Here is a 21154-nt window from a genome sequence, read left to right as displayed (position 1 = left end):
CCCCGAGGGAGAAGGCCGGCGGGATGCTCCCCCTTCCCGCCGGCCTCAGCGCGTCCTAGCTATAGGCCTGCTGGAGCGACGCCCATGACGCGCAAGATCCTGATCATCGAGGATGACGCCGCGACATCCTCCTATATCGCCAAGGGCCTGGCCGAGGCCGGCTTTGCGGTGGAGACCGCGGCCGACGGCCGCGACGGGCTGTTCCTGGCCAGCGAGGGCATTTTCGACGCGATGGTGGTCGATCGCATGCTCCCCGGGCTCGACGGGCTGGCGGCGATCGGCGCGGTGCGCGCGGCGGGCATCCGCACGCCCGCGATCGTGCTTTCGGCGCTGGGGACGGTGGAAGACCGCATCGCCGGGCTGCGCGCGGGGGCGGACGATTATCTGACCAAGCCCTTCGCCTTCGCCGAGCTGCTGGCGCGCGTCGAGGCGCTGTTGCGGCGCGAGGAGCGCGCGGCGGCGGGCACCCAGGTCACCCGGCTGGTGGTCGGCGATCTGGAGATCGACCTGCTGGGCCGCACCGTGGCGCGGCAGGGCCGGGCCATCCCGCTGGGCGCGCGCGAGTTCAACCTGCTCGAATATCTCGCCCGCAATGCGGGGCAGGTTGTGACGCGCACGATGATGATCGAGAAGATCTGGAACTATCACTTCGATCCCGGATCGAATGTGGTGGACGTGCATATCGGCCGGTTGCGGCGCAAGATCGACGAAGGTTTCGCCACGCCGATCCTCCACACGGTGCGCGGCGCCGGGTACAAGCTTTCGGCCGAGGGCTGATGCGGCTGCCGATCACGGCGCGGATCGCGCTGCTGGCGGTGGGGCTGGCGCTGGTTTCATCGCTCGCGCTGGCGGGACTGGTGTGGCAGCAGACGCACGACGACGCGATCGGGGCGCTGCGCCGCGACACCATCGAACAGGCGGACGCCTTTGCCGCGGTGCTGCGATCGGGCGGGATGCCCGCGCTGGCCCGCGCGATCGAGAATGCGGGCGACGACGACGATACGCTGGTGGCCGAGGTGGTGGACGGCTCCGGCAGGCGGCTGGCGGGCGTGGGGCCGGAGCGGCTGGCGTTCCGGCCGGACGCGGAGGGATTTCGCATCGGCGTGCTCGCCGCCGAGGGCGATTGGGCCGCGGCCGAATCGGGCTATGTGATCCGGCCCGCGGGCGCGCACTGGCTGGTGAGCGGGCGGATGCTCGACGACTGGGAGCGGGCGCAGCGGGCGATCGAGCGCGCGCTGCTGCTGGCGGTGGCGCTGGCGGTGGTGCTGGGGATCGCGGGCGGTTTCGTCCTTGCCCGCTATGTCGCGCGGCGGCTGGACCGGATCGCGGGTGCGGTGGACGCGGTGGCCGCGGGCGACCTGGGGCGGCGCGTGGAGGCATCGGGCGGCGACGCATTCGACCGGCTGGGGCTGCGCATCAACGGCATGCTCGACCGCATCGACCGGCTGATGGCCGAGCTGCGCGTGGTGACCGACAGCATCGCGCACGACCTGCGATCGCCGATCGCCCGGCTGCGATCGCGCGCGGAAGCCGCGCTGGCGGCGGAGGACCCGGCGCAGCGCGACACGGCGCTGGCGGGGCTGGTGACCGAGACCGACCTGGTGATGCGGATGCTGGCCGTGCTGCTGGAGATCAGCCGCACCGAGGCGGCGAGCCGCGAGGCGCTGGCCCCCGCCGATCCCGCCGCGCTGATCGAGGAGATCGCCGAGCTCTACGCCCCCGTGGCCGAAGAGGCCGGGATGGACTTCACCGTGGATATCGCCGCGCATCCGCCGTCCGTGCCGCTGCACCGCGAGCTGATGGGCCAGGCGCTGGCGAACCTGATCGACAATGCGATGCGCCATGCCGCTGCGGGCGGCGGCATCGCGCTGTCGCTCGCGGTGGCGCCGGGCGCGCTGCGCATCACCGTCGCCGATCGCGGGCCGGGCATCGCGCAGGAGCAGCGGGCGGAGGCGCTGCGCCGCTTCGGCCGGCTGGACAGCGCGCGCAGCCTGCCGGGCGCGGGGCTGGGGCTGGCGCTGGTGGAGGCGGTGGTGCGGCTGCACGGCGGCACGCTGGAGCTGGGGGACAATGCGCCTGGGCTGGCGGCCACGCTGGTGCTGCCCGTCTCAGGCTGAAGCGCGCCTGCCCGAAAGGTGACACCCGCGGCGCACGCGCGCCTTGGCGATAGCGCCATTTTGGGGTATATGCCCGCTCTCGCGATATTTCCCCCGCGCGGCGCTTGACAGCGTCGGCGCCGCTGCATATGTCGCCCAACTTCCGGAACATTCGACAGCGGTAGCGCTTTCGTGCGCTGCCGTGCTCGCGCATTTCGGAGGAACGCGTTGAGATGGGGGCGGCTCAGCCATGCAGCCCCCGTGGAGCTGGGAGAATATAAGCTCATGGCACGTATTGCGGGTGTCAACATCCCGACCAACAAGCGCGTGATCATCGCGCTTCAGTATATCCACGGCATCGGCCCGGCGAAGGCCAAGGAAATCACCGACAAGCTCGGCATCGCAGCCGAGCGTCGCGTGCAGGACCTGACCGATCAGGAAGTCCTGCAGATCCGCGAGACGATCGACGCCGGCTACACCGTGGAAGGCGACCTGCGCCGCGAAACGGCGATGAACATCAAGCGGCTGATGGACCTGGCCTGCTACCGCGGCCTGCGCCATCGCAAGGGCCTTCCGGTCCGTGGCCAGCGCACGCACACCAATGCGCGCACCCGCAAGGGCAAGGCCAAGCCGATCGCGGGGAAGAAGAAGTAATCTTCCTCCGTTTCCGCCGGAGGCACGCCCTCCGCAGGTACCAGATTAGAAGGTCAGGACTGAAACCATGGCACGCGAACCCGGACGCCTTCGCAGGCGCGAGCGCAAGAACATCACCGCCGGCGTTGCCCACGTCAACGCCAGCTTCAACAACACCATGATCACCATCACCGATGCCCAGGGCAACGCGATTAGCTGGTCTTCGGCCGGCATGATGGGCTTCAAGGGCAGCCGCAAGAGCACGCCCTATGCCGCCCAGGTCGCCGCCGAGGACGCGGGCCGCAAGGCCGCCGAACACGGCGTCCGCACGCTCGAGGTTGAGGTGAAGGGCCCGGGTTCGGGCCGCGAGTCGGCGCTGCGCGCGCTGCAGGCGGTCGGTTTCCAGATCACGTCGATCCGCGACGTGACCCCGATCCCGCACAACGGCGTGCGTCCTTCGAAGCGCCGCCGCGTCTGATCTAGGTTCCGGTCCCGCCGCGGGGCGCGACGGCGCAGCCGGGCGGGAACCATATTCTCGGCAGCCCCCACTGCCCAACATGAGGAAAGCCCGTGTCGGTCAACGCTAAGAACTGGCAGGAACTCAAGAAGCCCAACGGCCTGGAAAAGAAGGCGAGCAACGATCCCAAGCGCAAGGCGACCTTCGTCGCCGAGCCGCTGGAGCGTGGCTTCGGCCTGACGCTCGGCAACGCGCTGCGCCGCGTGCTGCTGTCGTCGCTCCAGGGCGCTGCGGTCACCTCGATCAAGATCGAGAACGTCCTTCACGAGTTCTCCTCGCTCGCCGGTGTGCGCGAGGACGTGACGGACATCGTGCTGAACGTGAAGCAGATCGCGCTCAAGATGCAGGGCGAGGGGCCGAAGCGCCTCCAGCTCGCCGCCACCGGCCCGGCCGAGGTGAAGGCGGGCGACATCGCCGTTTCGGGCGATATCGAGGTGATGAACCCCGATCTGGTGATCTGTCACCTGGACGACGGCGCGACGCTGAACATGGAGCTGACCGCGGACACCGGCAAGGGCTATGTCCCCGCCGCGTCGAACCGTCCGGCTGATGCGCCGATCGGGCTGATCCCGGTCGACGCACTGTACAGCCCGGTCCGCCAAGTGAGCTACAAGGTCGAGAACACCCGCGTCGGGCAGGAGCTGGATTACGACAAGCTCACGCTGACGATCGAGACCGACGGCACCGTGACGCCCGAGGACGCGCTCGCCTATGCCGCGCGCATCCTGCAGGACCAGCTCGCGCTGTTCGTCCACTTCGACGATTCGGCGATCACCCGCGCCGCGCCCGTGGGCGTGGCCTCGGCGGTCCCGGCGGCGGAGGGCGGCGCCAGCGACACCGCGCAGATCAACCGCTACCTGCTCAAGAAGGTGGATGAGCTGGAGCTGTCGGTCCGTTCGGCGAACTGCCTGAAGAACGACAACATCATCTACATCGGCGACCTGGTCCAGAAGACCGAGGCCGAGATGCTGCGTACCCCGAACTTCGGCCGCAAGTCGCTCAACGAGATCAAGGAAGTGCTCTCGTCGATGGGCCTGCGCCTCGGCATGGAAATCCCGGGCTGGCCGCCCGAGAACATCGAGGAAATGGCCAAGAAGCTCGAGCAGGAGATCATGGGCTGAGCCGCACGCGGATAGCGCGAGCTATCCGCGAGACGGCGCAAGCCCGGCCGGCCTCGCACAGCGAGGTTCGACGGCGCGGCTTTGCCGCGGCGGCATCGGCACAAGTGGGACCGGGTCTTCGCCCCGGTGACGGATTTTCGGGTGGCCCGCCGTCCCACCTGGTCCGGGGTACCTGATACGGCCCCCGAACGAACGGAAGGAAGATATCATGCGTCATCGCGTCGGCGGCCGTAAGCTGCAGCGTACCTCGGCCCATCGTGCGGCGCTGTTCCGCAACATGGCGGCGGCCCTGATTAAGCACGAGCAGATCACCACCACGCTCGCCAAGGCGAAGGAGCTTCGCCCCTATGTCGAGAAGCTGATCACGCTGGCCAAGAAGGGCGGCCTTTCGAACCGCCGCCTGGCGCACGCCCGCCTGCTGGACGATGCGCAGCTCGTGAAGCTGTTCGACGTGCTGTCCGCGCGCTACGCGGACCGCAACGGCGGCTACACCCGCATCATCAAGACCGGCCCGCGCGCCTCGGACGCTTCGCCGATGGCGATCATCGAGTTCGTCGATCGCGACCTGAGCGCCAAGGGCCAGGATTCCGGCCCGGTGATGGGCGAGGAGTTCGACGAGGCGGCCTGATCGCCCGCGAGCCAAACCTAATCTAGGGCAGGGGGCGGCGCACCATGGTGCGGCCGCCCCTTTGCTTTGCGGGGCGCGGGCCGGGCGGCGGCGCTATTGCCCCGCCACGCGCGAGAAGAGGTTGATCACCGCCACTCCGCCCAGGATCATCGCCATGCCCAGCAGCGCGGGCAGATCCAGCTTCTGCCCGTGCAGCGCCCATGCGATGCCGGAGATCAGCACGATCCCCACGCCGGACCAGATCGCATAGGCGATGCCGGTGGGGATCGTCCGCAGCGCCAGCGACAGCGCGTAGAAGGCGATCGCATAGCCGATCGCGGTGCCCAGCGACGGCCAGGGCCGGGTGAAGCCTTCCGACAGCTTGAGGAGCGAGGTCGCCGCCACCTCCGCCACGATGGCGATGGCCAGATAGAGATTGCCCATGGCGCACGGGCTAGCACGCCGCCCGGGCCGCGGCCATCGAAGGACGCGGCACAGCGCTTGTTTCGGGTTCGCAAGAATTCCTACATCTTGGCGTAGCGCGCGGGCTCCCCATATTGGTGCGGACAGGAAAATCACTGCGAAACAGACAGTTCGGCATCTGGCACGCGCCCTGCAAACGGGTGGCGTGCGGGCGGGATTGCCTGCGCATGGAGACCGAAGATGAAGACCCCGAAGTCCGCGCTGTTCCAGCGGACCGTTGACTATCGCCGCGGCGGCACCCCCTGGGTGGCAGCCGGCATTTCGATCCTGTTCGCGCTCGCGCCGTTCGGCGTGCTGCTGTGGGCGTTGCCGCATACCGGCATCGGGATCGCTTGAGCCCGGCGGGGGCGCTGGCTAGGAATGGGTCTTTCCCCCTTTCGGAGACCCTTTCCCTATGCGCTCCGCCATGCTCGTGCTCGCGACGCTGATCAGCCTGCCCGCGGCCGCCCAGACCAGCCAGGAGGCCAAGCCGACGATGCCCTTCGCCTATCCCGAAACGCGCCGCGTGGACGTGATCGAAGAACAATTCGGGGTGAAGGTCGCCGATCCCTATCGCTGGCTGGAGAACGACGTCCGCAACGACAAGGAGGTCGCGGACTGGGTTGCGGCGGAGAACCGGGTCACCCAAGCCTATCTCGACACGCTGCCCGGTCGCGACGCCTTTGCCAAGCGGCTGCGCGCACTGTTCAACTATGAACGGTTCGGCCTGCCGGTGCGCAAGGGCGGGCGCTATTTCTACGCGCGCAACTCCGGGCTCCAGAACCAGTCGGTGCTGTGGGTCCGCGATTCGCTGAACGGCGAGGGGCGCGTGCTGATCGATCCCAACGGCTGGGCCAAGGACGGCGCCACCGCGCTGGCCGAATGGCTGCCGAGCGAGGACGGCCGCCTGCTGCTCTATTCGGTGCAGGACGGCGGGACCGACTGGCGCAGCATCCATGTGATGGACGTGGCGACCGGCAAGGTGCTGGACGACAAGGTGGAATGGGCCAAGTTCACCATGGGCGCGGCCTGGGCCAAGGACGGATCGGGATTCTTCTACTCGCGCTACCCGGAGCCGCCGGCCGACGCCAAGTTCCAGGCGCTGAACGAGAACCACAAGGTCTATTTCCACAAGCTGGGCACGCCGCAATCGGCCGACCGGCTGGTGTATGAAACGCCGTCCAAGCCGCTGCTGAGCCATTATGTCGGGATCACCGACGATGGCGGCTGGCTGGTGATCACGACGACCGAGGGCACCGACAACCGCTACGAGATCAACGTCATCGACCTCAGCGATCCCAAATGGACGCCGCGCGCCATCTTTCCGGGTCTGGAGGACGAATGGTCGCCGATCGGCAACATCGGCTCCACCTTCTACTGGTCGACCAACCATGGCGCCCCGCGCGGCCGGATCGTGTCGCTCGACGTGAAGGCGGCGAAGGTGGGCAAGGACGCGGTGAAGGAGATCGTGCCGCAGAGCGATGCGACGCTGGACGGCGCCAGCATCGTCGGCGGCAAGCTGTTCCTGACCTATATGGTCGACGCCAGGACCGAGGTGCGGCGCTATGCGCTCGACGGCAAGGCGGAGGGCAAGGTGGCGCTACCGGGCATCGGCACCGCCAGCGGATTCGGCGGCGAGCAGGACGATCCGGAGACCTTCTACGCCTTCACCAGCTTCAACTATCCGACCACCGTCTTCCGCTATGACGCGAAGACCGGCGCCACCACCGAATGGGCGCGGCCCAAGGTGGATTTCGATCCCGCCGGCTACACGGTCGAGCAGCGCTTCTTCGCGTCGAAGGACGGGACGAAGGTGCCGATGTTCGTGGTGCGCAAGGCGGGCACCAGCGGCCCGGCGCCCACGCTGATGTGGGGCTATGGCGGGTTCGGGGTCAGCTATACGCCCGCCTTCTCCTCCTCGCGCGTCGCCTGGATGGAGCAGGGCGGGGTGTTCGTGCTGGTGAACCTTCGCGGCGGCGGCGAATATGGCAAGGCGTGGCACGACGCCGGACGGCTGGCGAACAAGCAGAATGTGTTCGACGATTTCATCGGCGCGGGCGAATATCTGATCGCGCAGGGCATCACCGGCAAGGGCCAGCTTGCGATCCAGGGCGGATCGAACGGCGGGCTGCTGGTGGGCGCGGTGGTGAATCAGCGGCCGGACCTGTTCGCCGCGGCGCTGCCCGCGGTGGGCGTGATGGACATGCTGCGCTTCGATCGCTGGACCGCGGGGCGCTATTGGGTGGACGATTACGGCTATCCTTCGAAGGAGGCCGACTTCCGCACGCTCTGGGCCTATTCGCCCTATCACAACGTCAAGGGCGGGCGGGACTATCCGGCGATCCTGGCGACCACCGCCGACACCGACGACCGCGTCGTGCCGGGCCATACCTTCAAATATGTCGCGGCGCTGCAGGCGGCCGATATCGGCGGCAAGCCGCACCTGGTGCGCATCGAGACGCGCGCGGGCCATGGATCGGGCAAGCCGACCGACAAGATCATCGAGGAGACGGCCGACCTCTATGCCTTTGCGGCACGGTGGACCGGGCTGGCGGTGAAGCCGGCCGAATGACGTTCATCGGCGCGACAGGCGCAAGCGTCTATCGTCGCCGGACACGGGGAATGGAGGGATTCGCCATGCGCATGGGTAAGCTGTTCGGCGTCGCGATCGCGGCGGTCACCATGGTTGCGGTGGCTTCGCCCGCCGAGGCGCAGCGCTGGGGCGGGCGGCATCGCCATCACGATCGCGTCGACGGCGGCGATCTGCTGCTGGGCGCGTTGCTGGCGGGCGGGCTGATCGCGGTCATCTCCAGCGCCGACAAGGCCGAGCGCAATCGCCGCGATGCCGAGAATTACGACTATCCCCCGCCGCCGCGCCCCGCGCCGCCGCCGCCCGCCTGGCTGCCCAACAGCAATGCCCCGGCAGACGGTTATGACGCGCCCCCGGCGGACTACGGCACGCCCTCGGGCGGCTATGCCATCGCCAATGCGGACGATGCCGCGGACGCCTGCGCCGGCGCGGCGCTTTCCGAAGGCCAGCGGCTGGCGCGCGTCGCCAGCATCGGCGCGATCGACGCGGTCGATCCGGTGAGCGGCGGCTGGTCCGTGCGCGGTTCGATCCTGCTGCGCGAGGATTATCGCAAACGCGGCACCGAACGGCCCTTCACCTGCTCGATTTCGGGCAGCGCCGCGCCCAGCGTGCGGATCGAGGGTTATTGATCCGTTCCGGCGGGGTGGAAATCTCCCGTCCTTATAGCCTCTTGCGCCGCGAGGGCCGCTGGATATCCTGATCCGGCGGCCGGCGCCTTGCCTGCCGATTCATGCCGGGGGGCCAAGATGAGGATGCCGTTGCTGATTGCCGCCGCGCTGCTGGCGGCGATGCCGGCCCATGCGAATCCGGGGGATTTCCCGCGCTGCGACGGATATCAGGCGCCGCAGAAGAAGAGCGACGGGATCACCACCACTTCCGGCTTCCTGGGCATCGGCACCGCGACGGTGGACATGCGCCGCGGCCGCGCATCGCGCGGGGAGAGCGCGGTCAAGGCATGCGATGCCGCGCTTGCCGATCCGGCGCTGCTCGATATCCACTGGATGCGCCGCGCCCATCTGTACCAGGCGAAGGCGCTGCACCAGATCGCCGCCGGGGACGCCGCGGGCGCGCTGGAGTCGCTCGACCGGTCGGACGCGGTGGGGCGGGCGCAGCGATCGCCGCTGTTCGACGATTCGGTGGGGATGGGCAATGCGGCGCTGCGCGGCTTCGCGCTCTTCCGGCTGGAGCGGCGCGACGAGGCGGTGAAGGTGCTGGACGCCGCCATCGCCGCGCGCCCCTATTCGATCAGCCTGCGAACGCTGGTGCGCACCATCCGGCTGAACTTCGATCCCAGCCGCGACACGCTGATGCGGTTGTTGCGCGCCGACGCGCCCTATGATCCGCGGCTGGTGGAGCAGCTCTTCTGGAACGCGATCCTCAACAATGATTTCGCGGTTGCGGCGGATTATGGCGGCGGGGTCAGCTTCGATCTGCCGCGCGATCGCGGCGGCTGGACGCTGGAGGGCGGGGATACCCGGCGCTACAAGATGATCGAGGATCGCGCGCAGTTCGAGGGCGCGCTGGCCTATGCGCTGCTCGCCTCCGGCCGCGCCGGAGAGGCGGATCAGCGGATCAAGCGCGCGCGCGATGACCTGGACAGCGCGCAGACGCCGCCGCAGCCCAATTCGCGCGGCAAGATATCCAGTACCGCGGCGCTCGATCATCGCATGCGCGTCGCCGCCGTGCGCCGCGGCACGAAGCTGCTCGACGCCTGGGAACGTTCGATGGCGGTTCGACGCAAGGTGAAGGGCCTGCCGCTGGCCGAGGCGGAGAAGCTGGTGGACGATCGCCCGGCCGGCGAATCGGTGGTCGGCGAGGTAGTGACCGACATCCTGTCGCAGGCGCGGACGACGAACAGCTTCGAGAAGGCGCGGCTCAAGTATCGCATCGATTACGACGATCGCGAGGAGGACGGCGATCGCGCCGAAAGCTATGCGATCAAGGAATATGACCTGTCCAAGATGCTGCCCCGGCCCGAGGTGGCGGCGATGCGCCCGCGCCCCGGCAGCCGGGACGGCGTGTCGCGGCGCGCCGGCGCGCGGCCGGGAAGCGGTGACGTCTCCTTCGCCAGCAACAAGGCGGCGAGCGCGATCGTGGAGGAGGTGGCACTGCTGACCGCCGCCAATTATGCGCGTGAAAAGGGCGCGGACGGGTTCGTCATCGTCTCCGCCCAGCTTATCCAGCGGACGCTGCAGATGAGCTATGGCTATTTCACCACCACCACCAGTCTTATCCCTTCCGGATATGAGCTGCGGCTGGTGGTGGTGCCTGTCACCGGCGGAGTGCTGCCGCCCGACATGGCGGCGGACGGCTGGCGCGTGCTGCGCGTGGCGGATGTGCGCAGCAGGCTGTCGCCCAAATACGAAACCACGCGGCGGTGACGCGGCGCCGGCGCCGGGCCATCGCCCGGAGCCGGCGCCCGTGGCCTACAGGTGGTTGTTGGCCCAGCAGAGGCGAACCGACTTGATCGCCGCGTTCAGATCCTGCGCCGGCCCGAGGTTCCAGATATATTCATAGCTGGTGCGCGCGTTGGCGCCGGTGCCGTCGTAATGGGCGGAGAGCGTGTTCGCCTTGCGCAGCCGCTGGATCCAGCTTTCGATCGCGGCGCGGCTGGCGCGCGCGCCATCGGTATTCCAGGTCGAGGGCACGGTCTGCGCCAGCGGGCCGTTGATGATCACGTCGCCGGTCAGGTTGCCGGCGTTGCCGCCGCTGGGGATGCTGATCGCCCAGTCGCCGCTGAAGCCCAGGTGGATGCGCAGCATCTCGCCGCGGGCGTTGCGGATGTCCATCAGGCAGCGGTTGAGCTGGTTGCCGGCGGCGTCGTCCTTCACCGCGAACACCTTCCACGCGCCATGCTGCGCATACAGGGTCTCCACCAGCTTCGCCTGGGCGGGGGTGGCCGAAAGAAGCACGGCGGCCAGCGATGCGGCACCGGTCAGTGCAGGCTTCAACATTGCGGTTTTCCTCGAATGATCGCACGGCTCGTGCCGGCCCCGCGGATTTCCTATCATCGGGGCCGCGTCACAACTGGTCATCCGTACAGGCGCGGCACCGCGGAAGCTGGCCGATCGGCAGGGAGCCGGGACGCATCGCCTTTACAGCGCGGGCGGGCGTGCCTATCGCCCCGCCATGACGCACCCAGCCGATTCCATCCTGATCGTCGACTTCGGCAGCCAGGTCACCCAGCTCATCGCACGGCGCGTTCGCGAGGCGGGCGTCTATAGCGAGATCGCCCCCTTCGGTTCCGCCGCGGAAGCCTTTGCGCGGATGCGGCCGGCGGGCGTGATCCTGTCGGGATCGCCCTGTTCGGTCCTGGACGAAGGATCGCCGCGCGTTCCGGACGCGATCTTCGCCTCCGGCGTGCCCATCCTGGGCATCTGCTATGGCCAGCAGGTGATGATGCACCAGTTGGGCGGCACGGTGCAGCTTGGCGATTCGGGCGAGTTCGGGCTGGCCTTCATCGAGATCGAGGACCGCTGCGTCCTCTTCGACGGGCTGTGGCACGCGGGCGAGAGCCACCAGGTGTGGATGAGCCATGGCGACAAGGTGACCGCGCTGGCGCCCGGCTTCCGATCGGTGGCGGTGAGCCCGGGTTCGCCCTATGCGGTCGTGGCCGACGACGAGCGCCGCTATTACGCCACCCAGTTCCATATGGAGGTGGTCCACACCCCGGACGGGGCGAAGCTGCTCGCGAACTTCGTCCGCCATGTCTGCGGCCTTTCCGGCAGTTGGACGATGGCGGAGTTTCGCGCGACCAAGATCCGCGAGATCCGCGAGCAGGTGGGATCCGGCCGGGTGATCTGCGGGCTTTCGGGCGGCGTCGATTCGGCGGTGGCGGCGGTGCTGATCCATGAGGCGATCGGCGAGCAGCTCACCTGCGTCTTCGTCGATCACGGGCTGATGCGCAGCGGCGAGGCGGAGCAGGTCGTCAGCCTGTTCCGCAACAGCTACAACATCCCGCTGGTGCATGTGAGCGCGGAGACACTGTTCCTTTCCGGCCTGGCCGGGGTCACCGATCCGGAGGCCAAGCGCAAGTTCATCGGCAAGACCTTCATCGACGTGTTCGAGGATGAGGCGCGCAAGATCGGCGGCGCCGATTTCCTGGCGCAGGGCACGCTCTATCCCGATGTGATCGAGAGCGTCAGCTTCACCGGCGGGCCTTCGGTGACGATCAAGAGCCATCACAATGTGGGCGGCCTGCCCGAGCGGATGAACATGAAGCTCGTCGAGCCGCTGCGCGAGCTGTTCAAGGACGAGGTGCGCGCGCTGGGCAAGGAACTGGGGCTGCCCGACGCCTTCGTCGGCCGCCATCCCTTCCCGGGGCCGGGCCTGGCCATCCGCATCCCGGGAGAGGTGACCAAGGAACGCTGCGACATCCTGCGCAAGGCTGACGCCATCTATCTGGAGGAGATCCGCAACGCGGGCCTCTATGACGCGATCTGGCAGGCGTTCGCGGTGCTGCTACCGGTGCGCACGGTGGGCGTGATGGGCGACGGCCGCACCTATGACAGCGTGCTGGCGCTGCGTGCGGTGACCTCCACCGACGGGATGACGGCGGTGGCCTTCCAGTTCCCCGGCGACTTCCTGCCCCGCGTGGCGACCCGCATCGTCAACGAGGTGCGCGGCGTGAATCGCGTCGTCTACGACTATACCTCCAAGCCCCCGGGCACGATCGAGTGGGAGTGACGAAGACTCGCGAACGCGCGGGGCGCGTTCGCGGCTTCGTCACTCGGCGCCGCAAGGCGCCGCGGGGATAACGAAAGGCGCGCGGGGCGCGTTCGCGGCTTCGTCACTCGGCGCCGCAAGGCGCCGTGGGGATAACAAAAGACGCGCGGTGCGCGTTCGCCGCTTCCCCGCCAAGCGGCCGCTCCGCCCAATCCGTTCAGCCATTGTTTCGCTTGCCCGCCGCATTAGGACTGCGTTCCAAGGGTGGGAGGAATGCAGACATGATTCGGAAACTTTCATTTGCGCTCGCTGCGGCCATGTGCGTGGCGGGCGGCGTGCCTGCGTATGCGCAGGAGACGCCGGATGCGCAGGATTCGGCTGTCACCTATGACGACGCCGGCAGCCAGGACGCCGAAGGAGCCCCGGAGCAGATCATCGCTCCGCTGAGCTGGGACTCGCTCAAGCCGCTGGCAACCGGGCTGCTGGTCACCGGAGACGACGGCACGGAGGAGTTCGCGTTCGGTGCGGATCAGGCGACGGTGCTGGCCGCGGTGAACGCCGCGATCGGCGATCCGATGAACGTCGCGGACTATGATTGCGCTGCGGGCTCGCTCTACACGGCCGAATATCCCGGCGACGCGATCGTCTATTTCAAGGACGGGAAGATGATCGGCTGGCTGCTGATGGGCGGCAGCGAGTTCGTGAGCGGCCCGGGGCTGCACGTCGGCTCTACGCTGGCGGACGCGCGCGCGATCGGCCCGGTCAAGATGATGGGCAAGGAGCCCGCGACCGGGCTCGACAAGTTCACCGTCGCCGGGCTGCGCGGCGAAGCGGACGGCGACGGTGCCGACGCGCGCATCCTGATGTTCGGCGCGGGCACGGGTTGCGAGGCTCCGCCGGAAGCCGGCTGAGCCCGTTCCGCCCCGCGGCATGGCCGGGGGCGCTGTCCGGTTGCGTACAGGCGTTGCGGGGCGGCTGCCGGAGAAACCGGGCGGCGGCTGTCCCGCCGCCGTGCCGGCATGGTGCCGGGCGGCGTTTCGCACGGGGAGGATGCAAGGATGAAGACGGGATTGCGCGCGGCGCTGGCCGCAGGTGCGATGGTGTTGCTCCCGCAGGTTGCGGCCGCGCAGGATGCGCATGTCGCCGCCGCGGTGAAGGTGGAGCCGGACGGCCTGGCGATCTTCCAGGTGGAGGAGGGCACGGACAAGGTGATCGCCTTCGGATCGGACCGGCCCTTCGCCGTCGCTTCGGTGATGGAGGTGCTGGGCGAGGCCGAGAGCATCGAGACCTCGACCGATTGCGGCCCCGGCCCGATCGATCAGATCGCGTGGAAGAACGGGCTGGTGCTCAACTTCGTCGACGGCGCGTTCGTCGGCTGGCACGCGATCGGCGACGGCATCTCCAGCAATTCGGGCCTGACCGTGGGCATGAAGCGCGCGGACCTGTTGAAGCTGGTGCCGGGGCTCAAGATCCAGAACACCAAGTTCGGCAAGGAATTCACCATCGGCGAGGTCAGCGGCCGGCTGAACGACAAGGATCGCGTCCATGATCTCGAGGCCGGGGTGCAGTGCGTCTATGGCTGAGCGGCGCGATTGCCTGACGAGCGCGAACATGGTTGAGTGCCCGGGAATCTGTGGGGGGATTTGAGATGCAAAAGCTTCATACGATGGGTGGACTGGCGGGCCTTGCCCTGCTGGCGGCGTGCAGCGGCGGCGTGACGGCCAATGTCACCACCACCGTGGAGACGGGCGACGCGAATGTGGTCGTGCCCGGCGACAACGGTGCGGCCGCGGACACCAACGCGGCGGCGGCGGAAACCGCCGATGCGCATGCCATGCCCGCGCTGAAGCTGGACCCGGAAGGGCTGCTGCTCGTCGATGTCGAGAGCGGCGAGAAGCGCACCGTGGCGTTCGGCGCGGCGCGCGACGTGGCGGTGCCCGCGATCGCATCGGCGCTGGGCAAGCCGCTCAGTGCCAGCGTGAACCAGGAATGCGGCGCCGGGCCGATCGAGCATGTCGCGTTCCAGGGCGGGCTGACGCTGCTCGTCCAGGGCGGCAAGTTCGGCGGCTGGTCGCTCGATGGACGCGAGGGCGGGGGCTATGCCACGCCGGGCGGCGTCACCATCGGATCGACGCTGGCCGATCTGCGCAAGGCGGCGAAGAAGGTGGATGTCGAGGAAAGCACGCTCGGCACCGAGTTCATGGCTGACGGCATGTCGGGCCTGCTCGACGGCAAGGCGGCGACGGCCAAGATCACCGACCTCTGGGCCGGGCTGAGCTGCGTCTTCCGCTGACCATGGCCGCGATCGCCCCCGCCGCGCCGCACGATGCGGTGGAGGTGATCGCGCTGTGGCAGGCATGCGGGCTGACGCGCCCGTGGAACGATCCCGCCGCCGATTTCGCGATGGCGGCGGAAGGGGCCGCCTCCGCCGTGCTGGTGGCGCGCGATGCGGGTGGCGCGATCGCGGGCAGCGTGATGACCGGCTTCGACGGGCATCGCGGCTGGGTCTATTATCTGGCCGTCGCGCCCGATGCGCGCCGCCGGGGCCTGGGCCGCGCGCTGATGGCCGCGGCGGAGCAATGGTTGCGCACGCGGGGTGCCCCCAAGATCCAGTTGATGGTGCGCGACGACAATGCCGATGCGATCGGCTTCTATGAGGCGCTGGGGCTGGAGCGGCAGAAGGTGGTGACGCTCGGCCGGTTCCTCGGGTGACGCCCAAGGCGCGCCTCCCCGGCGCGAACCGGTTTCCAAGCCGCGCGGGCCGCTCTAGACGCGATGCCCGAACAGCAGCGGGGCATCCATGCGCGTCACCATCCACGGCATCAAGAACTGCGACACGATGAAGAAGGCGTTCGTCTGGCTGGATGCCAATGGCGTCGCCTATGATTTCCACGACTATAAGAAGGCGGGCGCCGATCCGGCGCGGCTGGACGCCTGGATCGCGGCGGAGGGGTGGGAGCGCATCCTGAACCGCGCGGGCACCACCTTCCGCAAGCTGCCCGAGGCGGATCGCGAGGGGCTGGACGCGGAAAAGGCCAAGGCGCTGATGCTGGCCCAGCCGTCGATGATCAAGCGGCCGGTGATCGAATATCCCGGCGGGCTGCTGGTCGGCTTCGCGCCCGATCGCTACGCAGCGGCGCTGCTCTGACCAGCGCCCCGGTGCCGGTTCGGCGACGCTGAAAAAGGCCCTGGGATCAGGGTTTCGCCGCGAAATATTTGCGGCTCCAGCCTTCCGGATCGGCGATCGGCCCCTGGATATAGCCTGAACGGCGGCAGGCTGCGGCGACCACCGCGTACATCACCGATCCCGGCTGGTGGGTGACGGTGTTGCCGCGCCTCTGATCGGACGAGATCAGCGATCCGCCCACATAATAGCTGATGTCGATGATGGTCGAGGTGATGGTGCTGCAATCCACCTCGCGCTTGTGGACCGATCGGTCGAAGTCGCGATCATCGGTGATGCCTTCGTAGATCGTCTGGGTGCGGATGGTGCCCTTGGTGCCAGGGATAGCGATCGAATCGCTGTCGACGAACCATGTGGCGCGCTGTGGCGCTTTGCCGCTCAAAGTGACGAGCTGCCAGCTCTGGGCGGAGGCGGGGCTCGCGGCGACAAGCGCGAGTGCTGCGAAAAACAGGCTGCGGATCATGATACTCCCCTAAACTTTCGGGCCGCAGGCTAATCACGCGAATCGGGAAGGGGAAGCCACTTCGTTACGGGCATGGCGGCGGTGCCCGATCCATCCTATCCTCCCGGATGCCGGGCTGCGCGCCCGGCCCGAATGGGGAGAACGCCATGTCCGCAGATTTCCGTCCCAGCCCGCCAAGGTGGTTCGTCGCGGTTGCCGCCGCGCTGCTGCTGTGGGGCATGACCGGCTGCATGATGTTCTACCTCCACATCGCCTTCGGCCCGGCGATGGACCCGCAGGCGACCGATTGGGACCGCGCCTATTATGCGGCGCTGCCGGGCTGGTTCACGCCGGTCTATGCGGTGGCGGTGGTGGGCGCGCTGCTGGGATCGCTGGCGCTGCTGCTGCGCTCGCGCTGGGCGGTGCCGCTTTACGTGCTGTCGCTGGCCGGGGTGGTGATCCAGTTCGGCTATGTGCTGCTCGGCACTGGGCTGATCGCGCACAAGGGGGCGATGACGGTGGTGCCGCTGCCGCTGGTGATCGTCGCGGTGGCGGGGTTCCAGCTCTGGCTGGCGCGCAGGGCGGCCGCGCGCGGCTGGATCTGGTGAGGGCATAGGGCGGCGGCGCGAGTGTTCCAGCCCGGCTGAAACAGACTATAGGGACCAGCCATGGCCGAGGCTCCCGAATCGATCCGCGTTCGCGCCGAACGGCTGGCGCTGTTCGAAACCTGCGTGTTCCACGGCAAGCTCTCCGGCGCGGAGGCGATGACCGAAGCGCTGGAGGCCGTGATCCGCCGCCACATGGCCGAGCATCCCGGGCTGGGCCGGTCGAACGTGGGCGGCTGGCATTCGGCCACCGACATGCTGGCCTGGGGCGGCGAGGCGGCGGAGCAGTTGCGCGATACGGCGGTGCGCATGGCGCGGCGCATCTCGTGGTTCGACGGGCGCGATGCCGCGGCGCTTGATTGGCATGTGCGGATGTGGGCCAATGTCTCCCCGCCCGGCGCGCTCAACATGAGCCATGCGCATCCGGGGGTGCTGTGGGCCGCGGTCTATTATGTCGCGGTGCCGGGGGAGGGCGGCGAGCTCTATCTGGAGGACCCGCGGTTCCCTTTGCCGGTGATGACCGTCCCGGGCTTCCGCCCGCTGGGCGCTGACGGCGAGCCGCAGCAGGTGGAGCACCGCATCCTGCCCGAGCGCGGCGACCTGATCTTGTTCCCGGCGTGGATGCGCCACGGTGTCCGCCCGCATCAGGGGGCGGGCGAGCGCATCTCGATCGCGATGAACATCACGGTGCGCGATCCGCGCTGAGCCGCGCGAGGCCTCAGGCCCGGTTCTCCAGGAACCAACGATAGGCCGAAGCGATACCCGCATCGAGCGGGATCGACGGCGCCCAGCCCATCGCGCGTAGCCGCTCCGCGCTCATCAGCTTGCGTGGCGTGCCGTCGGGCTTGCTGGTGTCGCAGGCGATATCGCCTTCATATCCCACCGCCCGGCACACCGCCTGCGCCAGTTCCAGGATGGTCAGGTCCTCGCCCGATCCCACGTTGATATGCTCCGCCTCGGAATAGGTCTGCATCAAGAAGACGCAGGCATCGGCCAGGTCATCGACGTGGAGGAACTCGCGGCGCGGCGTGCCCGTGCCCCAGATGGTGATGCCGGGCGCGCCGGTCAGCTTCGCCTCATGCGCCTTGCGGATCAGCGCTGGCATGACGTGGCTGGACTGAAGGTCGAAATTGTCGCCGGGGCCATAGAGGTTGGTGGGCATCGCCGACACGAAATCGCGCCCATGCTGGCGGCGGTAGGCCTGGCAGAGCTTGATCCCCGCGATCTTGGCGACCGCATACCATTCGTTGGTCGGCTCCAGCGGGCCGGTGAGCAGCGCGGACTCCTCGATCGGCTGGGGCGCGAACTTGGGATAGATGCACGACGATCCGAGGAACATCAGCTTGGCGGCATCGTTGCGGAACGCCGCCTCGATCACGTTCGCCTCGATCATCATGTTGTCGTAGAGGAAATCGGCGGGATAGCTGTCGTTGGCCAGGATGCCGCCCACCTTGGCCGCGGCCAGGAACACCGCGTCGGGCCGCCGGTCCGCGAACCAGGCGCGCACCGCCGCCTGATCGCGCAGGTCCAGCTCGGCGCTGGTCGCCGTCAGCAGCTCGCAATCCTCCGACGCGAGCCGCCGCACCAGCGCGGAGCCCACCATGCCGCTGTGCCCGGCGACATAGACGCGCTTGCCGGCAAGCGAAAACGGGCCGCCCATCGCCTCAGCCGTCCTTCGCGATGGGAGCATCGGCCATCGCGATCAGGTCCTGCGCCACCATCTCGCGCGCCAGTTCGCGCACGGGGGTCTCATGGCTCCAGCCCAGCTTCTCGCGCGCCTTGCTGGGATCGCCGATCAGCAGATCGACTTCGGTCGGGCGGAAATAGCGCGGGTCCACCTCGATCAGGCAGCGGCCGGTGGCGGCGCAATAGCCCTTCTCCTCCACGCCCGCGCCGCGCCATTCGATCGCGATGCCCGCATCCTCGAACGCCCATTGGACGAAGGTGCGCACAGGCGTGGTCACGCCGGTCGCGAGCACATAATCGTCGGGCGTGTCCTGTTGCAGCATCAGCCACATGCCGCGGACATATTCGCGGGCATGGCCCCAGTCGCGCTGCGCGTCGAGGTTACCGAGGTAGAGCTTGTCCTGCCGCCCCAGCTTGATCGCGGCGGCGGCGCGGGTGATCTTGCGCGTGACGAAGGTTTCGCCGCGCAGCGGGCTTTCGTGGTTGAACAGGATGCCGTTGGAGGCGTGGATGCCATAGGCCTCGCGGTAATTGACCACGATCCAATAGGCATAGAGCTTCGCCGCGGCATAGGGCGAGCGCGGGTAGAAGGGAGTGGTCTCGCGCTGCGGCACCTCCTGCACCAGCCCGTACAGCTCCGACGTGGACGCCTGGTAGAAGCGGCAGCTCGATTCCATCTTCAGGATGCGGATCGCCTCCAGCAGGCGCAGCGTGCCCAGCGCGTCGGAATTGGCGGTATATTCGGGCGTCTCGAAGCTGACCTGCACATGGCTCTGCGCGGCGAGGTTGTAGATCTCGGTCGGCTGGGTTTCCTGCACGATGCGGATCAGGTTGGTCGCATCGGTCATGTCGCCATAGTGGAGGCGGAACCGGGCGCCGTCGATGTGCGGGTCCTGATAGATGCCGTCGATGCGGCCCGTGTTGAACGACGAGGAACGGCGCTTGATGCCGTGTACCTCATAGCCCTTGGCCAGCAGGAGTTCGGCCAGATAGGCGCCGTCCTGCCCCGTAACGCCCGTAATCAGGGCAACCTTCCGGCTGGCCACAGTCGCTTGCTCCATATGATTTTCGAAAATGCCCGGGTTGCCTAGGATGCGCGCACGATAGGATTTGTTGCGGCCCGGCGCAAAGACCTTCGTGCAACATGGCGGCCGTGCCCGCAATCTCCGCGATGATCTCGATTCCGTTCGCAGGTGCAAAAAATTCCATGCCGCCGTCTGGACAGCGCGGGATCGGTCTTGCAAGGCAGGCTGGGTTGGATCGGCGACAGGGGGATGGTGAAGTGCGCGTACTCGTGACGGGCTCAGCCGGGTTCATCGGCTTCCACACCTGTAGCCGGCTGCTCCAGGGCGGCGCGACCGTGCTGGGGGTGGACAATTTCAGCCCCTATTACGATCCCGCGTTGAAGGAAGGCCGCAACGCCGTCCTCACCAATCATCCGCAGTTCAGCCTGGCGCGAATCTCGATCGAGGATGCGCCCGCGCTGTCCGCCGCGTGGCAGGATTTCGCGCCGGACGTGGTGATCCACCTCGCCGCCCAGGCGGGCGTGCGCTATTCGATCGACCATCCCGAAAGCTATATCGCCACCAATCTGGTCGGCACCTTCAACCTGCTGGAGCTGGCGCGGCATCATCCGCCGAAGCACCTGCTCGTCGCCTCGACCAGCTCGGTCTATGGCGCCAACACCGAGATGCCGTTCGCCGAGACGCAGCGCACGCAGACGCCGGTGAGCCTCTATGCCGCGACCAAGGGCGCGACCGAACTGATGGGGCACAGCTATGCCCATCTGTTCGGCGTGCCGATGACCTTCTTCCGCTTCTTCACCGTCTATGGGCCGTGGAGCCGGCCCGACATGGCGCCGTTCAAGTTCACCAAGGCGATTCTGGAAGGGCGCCCGATCGACGTCTACAACAACGGCCAGATGACCCGCGACTTCACCTATGTCGAGGATCTGGTGGAGGCGATCGCGCGGCTGGCCGAAGCGGTGCCGGGCAAGGATCCGGTGGAGGGCGACAGCCTGTCCCCGGTCGCGCCGTTCCGCGTCGTCAACATCGGCGGCGGCCAGCCGATGGGGCTGATGGACTTCATCACCACGCTGGAAAACGCGCTGGGCGTGCAGGCGCAGAAGAATTTCCTGCCGATGCAGGCGGGCGACGTGCTGGCGACCGACGCCGACACCAGCCTGCTCTGCCGCCTGACCGGCGATGCCCCGCGCACCCCGGTTGCCGAGGGCGTACGCCGCTTCGTCCAATGGTATCGCGAATTCTACGCGGACTGAGCGCCCGGTAACGGCCGGGCATCGCGCAATGCGTGCCGGGCTCCCGAAGCTTCAGGAGCCCGGCCGCGCGCGGTTCAGTTTGGTTTGCCGATGGAGACGAGGTTGAGGCCTGCGCGTTTTGCGTCGGCTGGGGGATAGATGTTCCTGAGGTCGACCAGGAGGGGCGCGTTGAGGAGCTCCTTGAGGCGGGTGAGGTCGAGCGCGCGGAACGCATCCCATTCGGTGACGATGACGAGCGCGTCGGCGCCGTCGGCGGCGTCATAGGCGC

Annotated in this window: 25 protein-coding genes; 19 read left to right on the top strand and 6 right to left on the bottom strand. The window is 68.1% G+C overall.

Features of this window, described 5'->3' with window-relative positions:
- Positions 1-84: 84 nt before the first annotated feature.
- The 6 genes from OM513_RS09615 (at position 85) to rplQ (ending at position 4995) form a co-directional block, all read left to right on the top strand.
- The gene (locus OM513_RS09615) at positions 85-777 is read left to right on the top strand and encodes a winged helix-turn-helix domain-containing protein (protein WP_264943966.1); all 693 of its coding nucleotides are present in this window, start codon (positions 85-87) and stop codon (positions 775-777) included.
- A complete protein-coding gene (locus OM513_RS09610) occupies positions 777-2117 on the top strand; it encodes a sensor histidine kinase (protein WP_264943965.1) in 1341 nt (446 codons plus the stop codon). The genes OM513_RS09615 and OM513_RS09610 overlap by 1 nt, the downstream gene beginning before the upstream one ends.
- A gap of 264 nt (positions 2118-2381) precedes the next feature.
- Positions 2382-2750 carry a 30S ribosomal protein S13 gene (gene rpsM, locus OM513_RS09605; protein WP_264943964.1) on the top strand — a complete coding sequence of 123 codons (369 nt, stop codon included), beginning with the start codon at positions 2382-2384 and terminating at the stop codon, positions 2748-2750.
- A 67-nt stretch (positions 2751-2817) separates the two neighbouring features.
- Positions 2818-3207 (top strand): 30S ribosomal protein S11, encoded by a 390-nt coding sequence (gene rpsK / locus OM513_RS09600; protein WP_264943963.1) that lies wholly within the window; start codon positions 2818-2820, stop codon positions 3205-3207.
- 92 nt (positions 3208-3299) lie between these two features.
- Positions 3300-4367 (top strand): DNA-directed RNA polymerase subunit alpha, encoded by a 1068-nt coding sequence (locus tag OM513_RS09595; protein WP_264943962.1) that lies wholly within the window; start codon positions 3300-3302, stop codon positions 4365-4367.
- A 208-nt stretch (positions 4368-4575) separates the two neighbouring features.
- Entirely contained in the window at positions 4576-4995 is a 420-nt protein-coding gene (gene rplQ / locus OM513_RS09590; protein ID WP_264943961.1) for a 50S ribosomal protein L17, read from the top strand.
- A gap of 93 nt (positions 4996-5088) precedes the next feature.
- Here the strand turns inward: rplQ and OM513_RS09585 are convergent, their stop codons facing one another.
- On the bottom strand, positions 5089-5418 hold the full coding sequence (locus tag OM513_RS09585) for an SMR family transporter (RefSeq protein ID WP_264943960.1): 330 nt from the start codon (positions 5416-5418) through the stop codon (positions 5089-5091).
- A 219-nt stretch (positions 5419-5637) separates the two neighbouring features.
- On the opposite strand from OM513_RS09585, the gene OM513_RS09580 reads away from it, so the two are divergent.
- The 4 genes from OM513_RS09580 (at position 5638) to OM513_RS09565 (ending at position 10407) form a co-directional block, all read left to right on the top strand.
- Positions 5638-5793 (top strand): hypothetical protein, encoded by a 156-nt coding sequence (locus OM513_RS09580; protein WP_264943959.1) that lies wholly within the window; start codon positions 5638-5640, stop codon positions 5791-5793.
- 70 nt (positions 5794-5863) lie between these two features.
- The gene (locus tag OM513_RS09575) at positions 5864-8008 is read left to right on the top strand and encodes a prolyl oligopeptidase family serine peptidase (protein ID WP_380916311.1); all 2145 of its coding nucleotides are present in this window, start codon (positions 5864-5866) and stop codon (positions 8006-8008) included.
- Positions 8009-8079: 71 nt separating this feature from the next.
- Positions 8080-8655, top strand: coding sequence for a hypothetical protein (locus OM513_RS09570; RefSeq protein ID WP_264943957.1), 576 nt, complete (start codon positions 8080-8082; stop codon positions 8653-8655).
- Between the two features lie 123 nt (positions 8656-8778).
- The gene (locus OM513_RS09565; protein WP_264943956.1) at positions 8779-10407 is read left to right on the top strand and encodes a hypothetical protein; all 1629 of its coding nucleotides are present in this window, start codon (positions 8779-8781) and stop codon (positions 10405-10407) included.
- 45 nt (positions 10408-10452) lie between these two features.
- Here the strand turns inward: OM513_RS09565 and OM513_RS09560 are convergent, their stop codons facing one another.
- A complete protein-coding gene (locus OM513_RS09560) occupies positions 10453-10980 on the bottom strand; it encodes a hypothetical protein (protein WP_264943955.1) in 528 nt (175 codons plus the stop codon).
- A gap of 175 nt (positions 10981-11155) precedes the next feature.
- Here OM513_RS09560 and guaA point away from each other — a divergent pair, with 175 nt between their 5' ends.
- From guaA to OM513_RS09530, 6 genes are all read left to right on the top strand, one after another.
- Complete coding sequence (gene guaA, locus OM513_RS09555; RefSeq protein ID WP_264943954.1) at positions 11156-12712, top strand: glutamine-hydrolyzing GMP synthase; 1557 nt, start codon at positions 11156-11158, stop codon at positions 12710-12712.
- Positions 12713-12972: 260 nt separating this feature from the next.
- A complete protein-coding gene (locus OM513_RS09550; protein ID WP_264943953.1) occupies positions 12973-13602 on the top strand; it encodes a hypothetical protein in 630 nt (209 codons plus the stop codon).
- 147 nt (positions 13603-13749) lie between these two features.
- Positions 13750-14274 (top strand): hypothetical protein, encoded by a 525-nt coding sequence (locus OM513_RS09545; protein ID WP_264943952.1) that lies wholly within the window; start codon positions 13750-13752, stop codon positions 14272-14274.
- A gap of 65 nt (positions 14275-14339) precedes the next feature.
- Positions 14340-14984, top strand: a complete 645-nt coding sequence (locus OM513_RS09540; RefSeq protein ID WP_264943951.1) for a hypothetical protein — start codon at positions 14340-14342, stop codon at positions 14982-14984.
- Between the two features lie 2 nt (positions 14985-14986).
- Positions 14987-15403 carry a GNAT family acetyltransferase gene (locus OM513_RS09535; RefSeq protein ID WP_264943950.1) on the top strand — a complete coding sequence of 139 codons (417 nt, stop codon included), beginning with the start codon at positions 14987-14989 and terminating at the stop codon, positions 15401-15403.
- Positions 15404-15491: 88 nt separating this feature from the next.
- Positions 15492-15839 carry an arsenate reductase gene (locus OM513_RS09530; protein WP_264943949.1) on the top strand — a complete coding sequence of 116 codons (348 nt, stop codon included), beginning with the start codon at positions 15492-15494 and terminating at the stop codon, positions 15837-15839.
- 46 nt (positions 15840-15885) lie between these two features.
- Here OM513_RS09530 and OM513_RS09525 read toward each other — a convergent pair whose 3' ends face one another.
- Positions 15886-16338 (bottom strand): surface-adhesin E family protein, encoded by a 453-nt coding sequence (locus tag OM513_RS09525; protein ID WP_264943948.1) that lies wholly within the window; start codon positions 16336-16338, stop codon positions 15886-15888.
- A gap of 146 nt (positions 16339-16484) precedes the next feature.
- Between OM513_RS09525 and OM513_RS09520 the strand changes: the two genes are divergently transcribed.
- Positions 16485-16925: a hypothetical protein gene (locus OM513_RS09520; protein WP_264943947.1), complete on the top strand. Its 441-nt coding sequence runs from the start codon at positions 16485-16487 to the stop codon at positions 16923-16925.
- 60 nt (positions 16926-16985) lie between these two features.
- Positions 16986-17627, top strand: coding sequence for a 2OG-Fe(II) oxygenase family protein (locus tag OM513_RS09515; RefSeq protein WP_264943946.1), 642 nt, complete (start codon positions 16986-16988; stop codon positions 17625-17627).
- A 13-nt stretch (positions 17628-17640) separates the two neighbouring features.
- Here the strand turns inward: OM513_RS09515 and fcl are convergent, their stop codons facing one another.
- Together fcl and gmd are read right to left on the bottom strand one after the other, a co-directional pair.
- A complete protein-coding gene (gene fcl / locus OM513_RS09510; RefSeq protein ID WP_264943945.1) occupies positions 17641-18582 on the bottom strand; it encodes a GDP-L-fucose synthase in 942 nt (313 codons plus the stop codon).
- A gap of 4 nt (positions 18583-18586) precedes the next feature.
- The gene (gene gmd / locus OM513_RS09505; protein WP_380916313.1) at positions 18587-19669 is read right to left on the bottom strand and encodes a GDP-mannose 4,6-dehydratase; all 1083 of its coding nucleotides are present in this window, start codon (positions 19667-19669) and stop codon (positions 18587-18589) included.
- Between the two features lie 221 nt (positions 19670-19890).
- Here gmd and OM513_RS09500 point away from each other — a divergent pair, with 221 nt between their 5' ends.
- Positions 19891-20886 carry an NAD-dependent epimerase/dehydratase family protein gene (locus OM513_RS09500; RefSeq protein ID WP_264943943.1) on the top strand — a complete coding sequence of 332 codons (996 nt, stop codon included), beginning with the start codon at positions 19891-19893 and terminating at the stop codon, positions 20884-20886.
- A 74-nt stretch (positions 20887-20960) separates the two neighbouring features.
- Here the strand turns inward: OM513_RS09500 and OM513_RS09495 are convergent.
- Positions 20961-21154: UDP binding domain-containing protein (locus tag OM513_RS09495; RefSeq protein ID WP_319951610.1), on the bottom strand; the 194-nt coding region annotated here is incomplete at its 5' end.

Source organism: Sphingomonas canadensis, from assembly GCF_026013525.1.
Classification (GTDB): Bacteria; Pseudomonadota; Alphaproteobacteria; order Sphingomonadales; family Sphingomonadaceae; genus Sphingomonas; species Sphingomonas canadensis.
The sequence above is the reverse complement of the archived record's forward strand: the minus strand, read 5'-3'. Positions and strand labels throughout refer to the sequence as shown.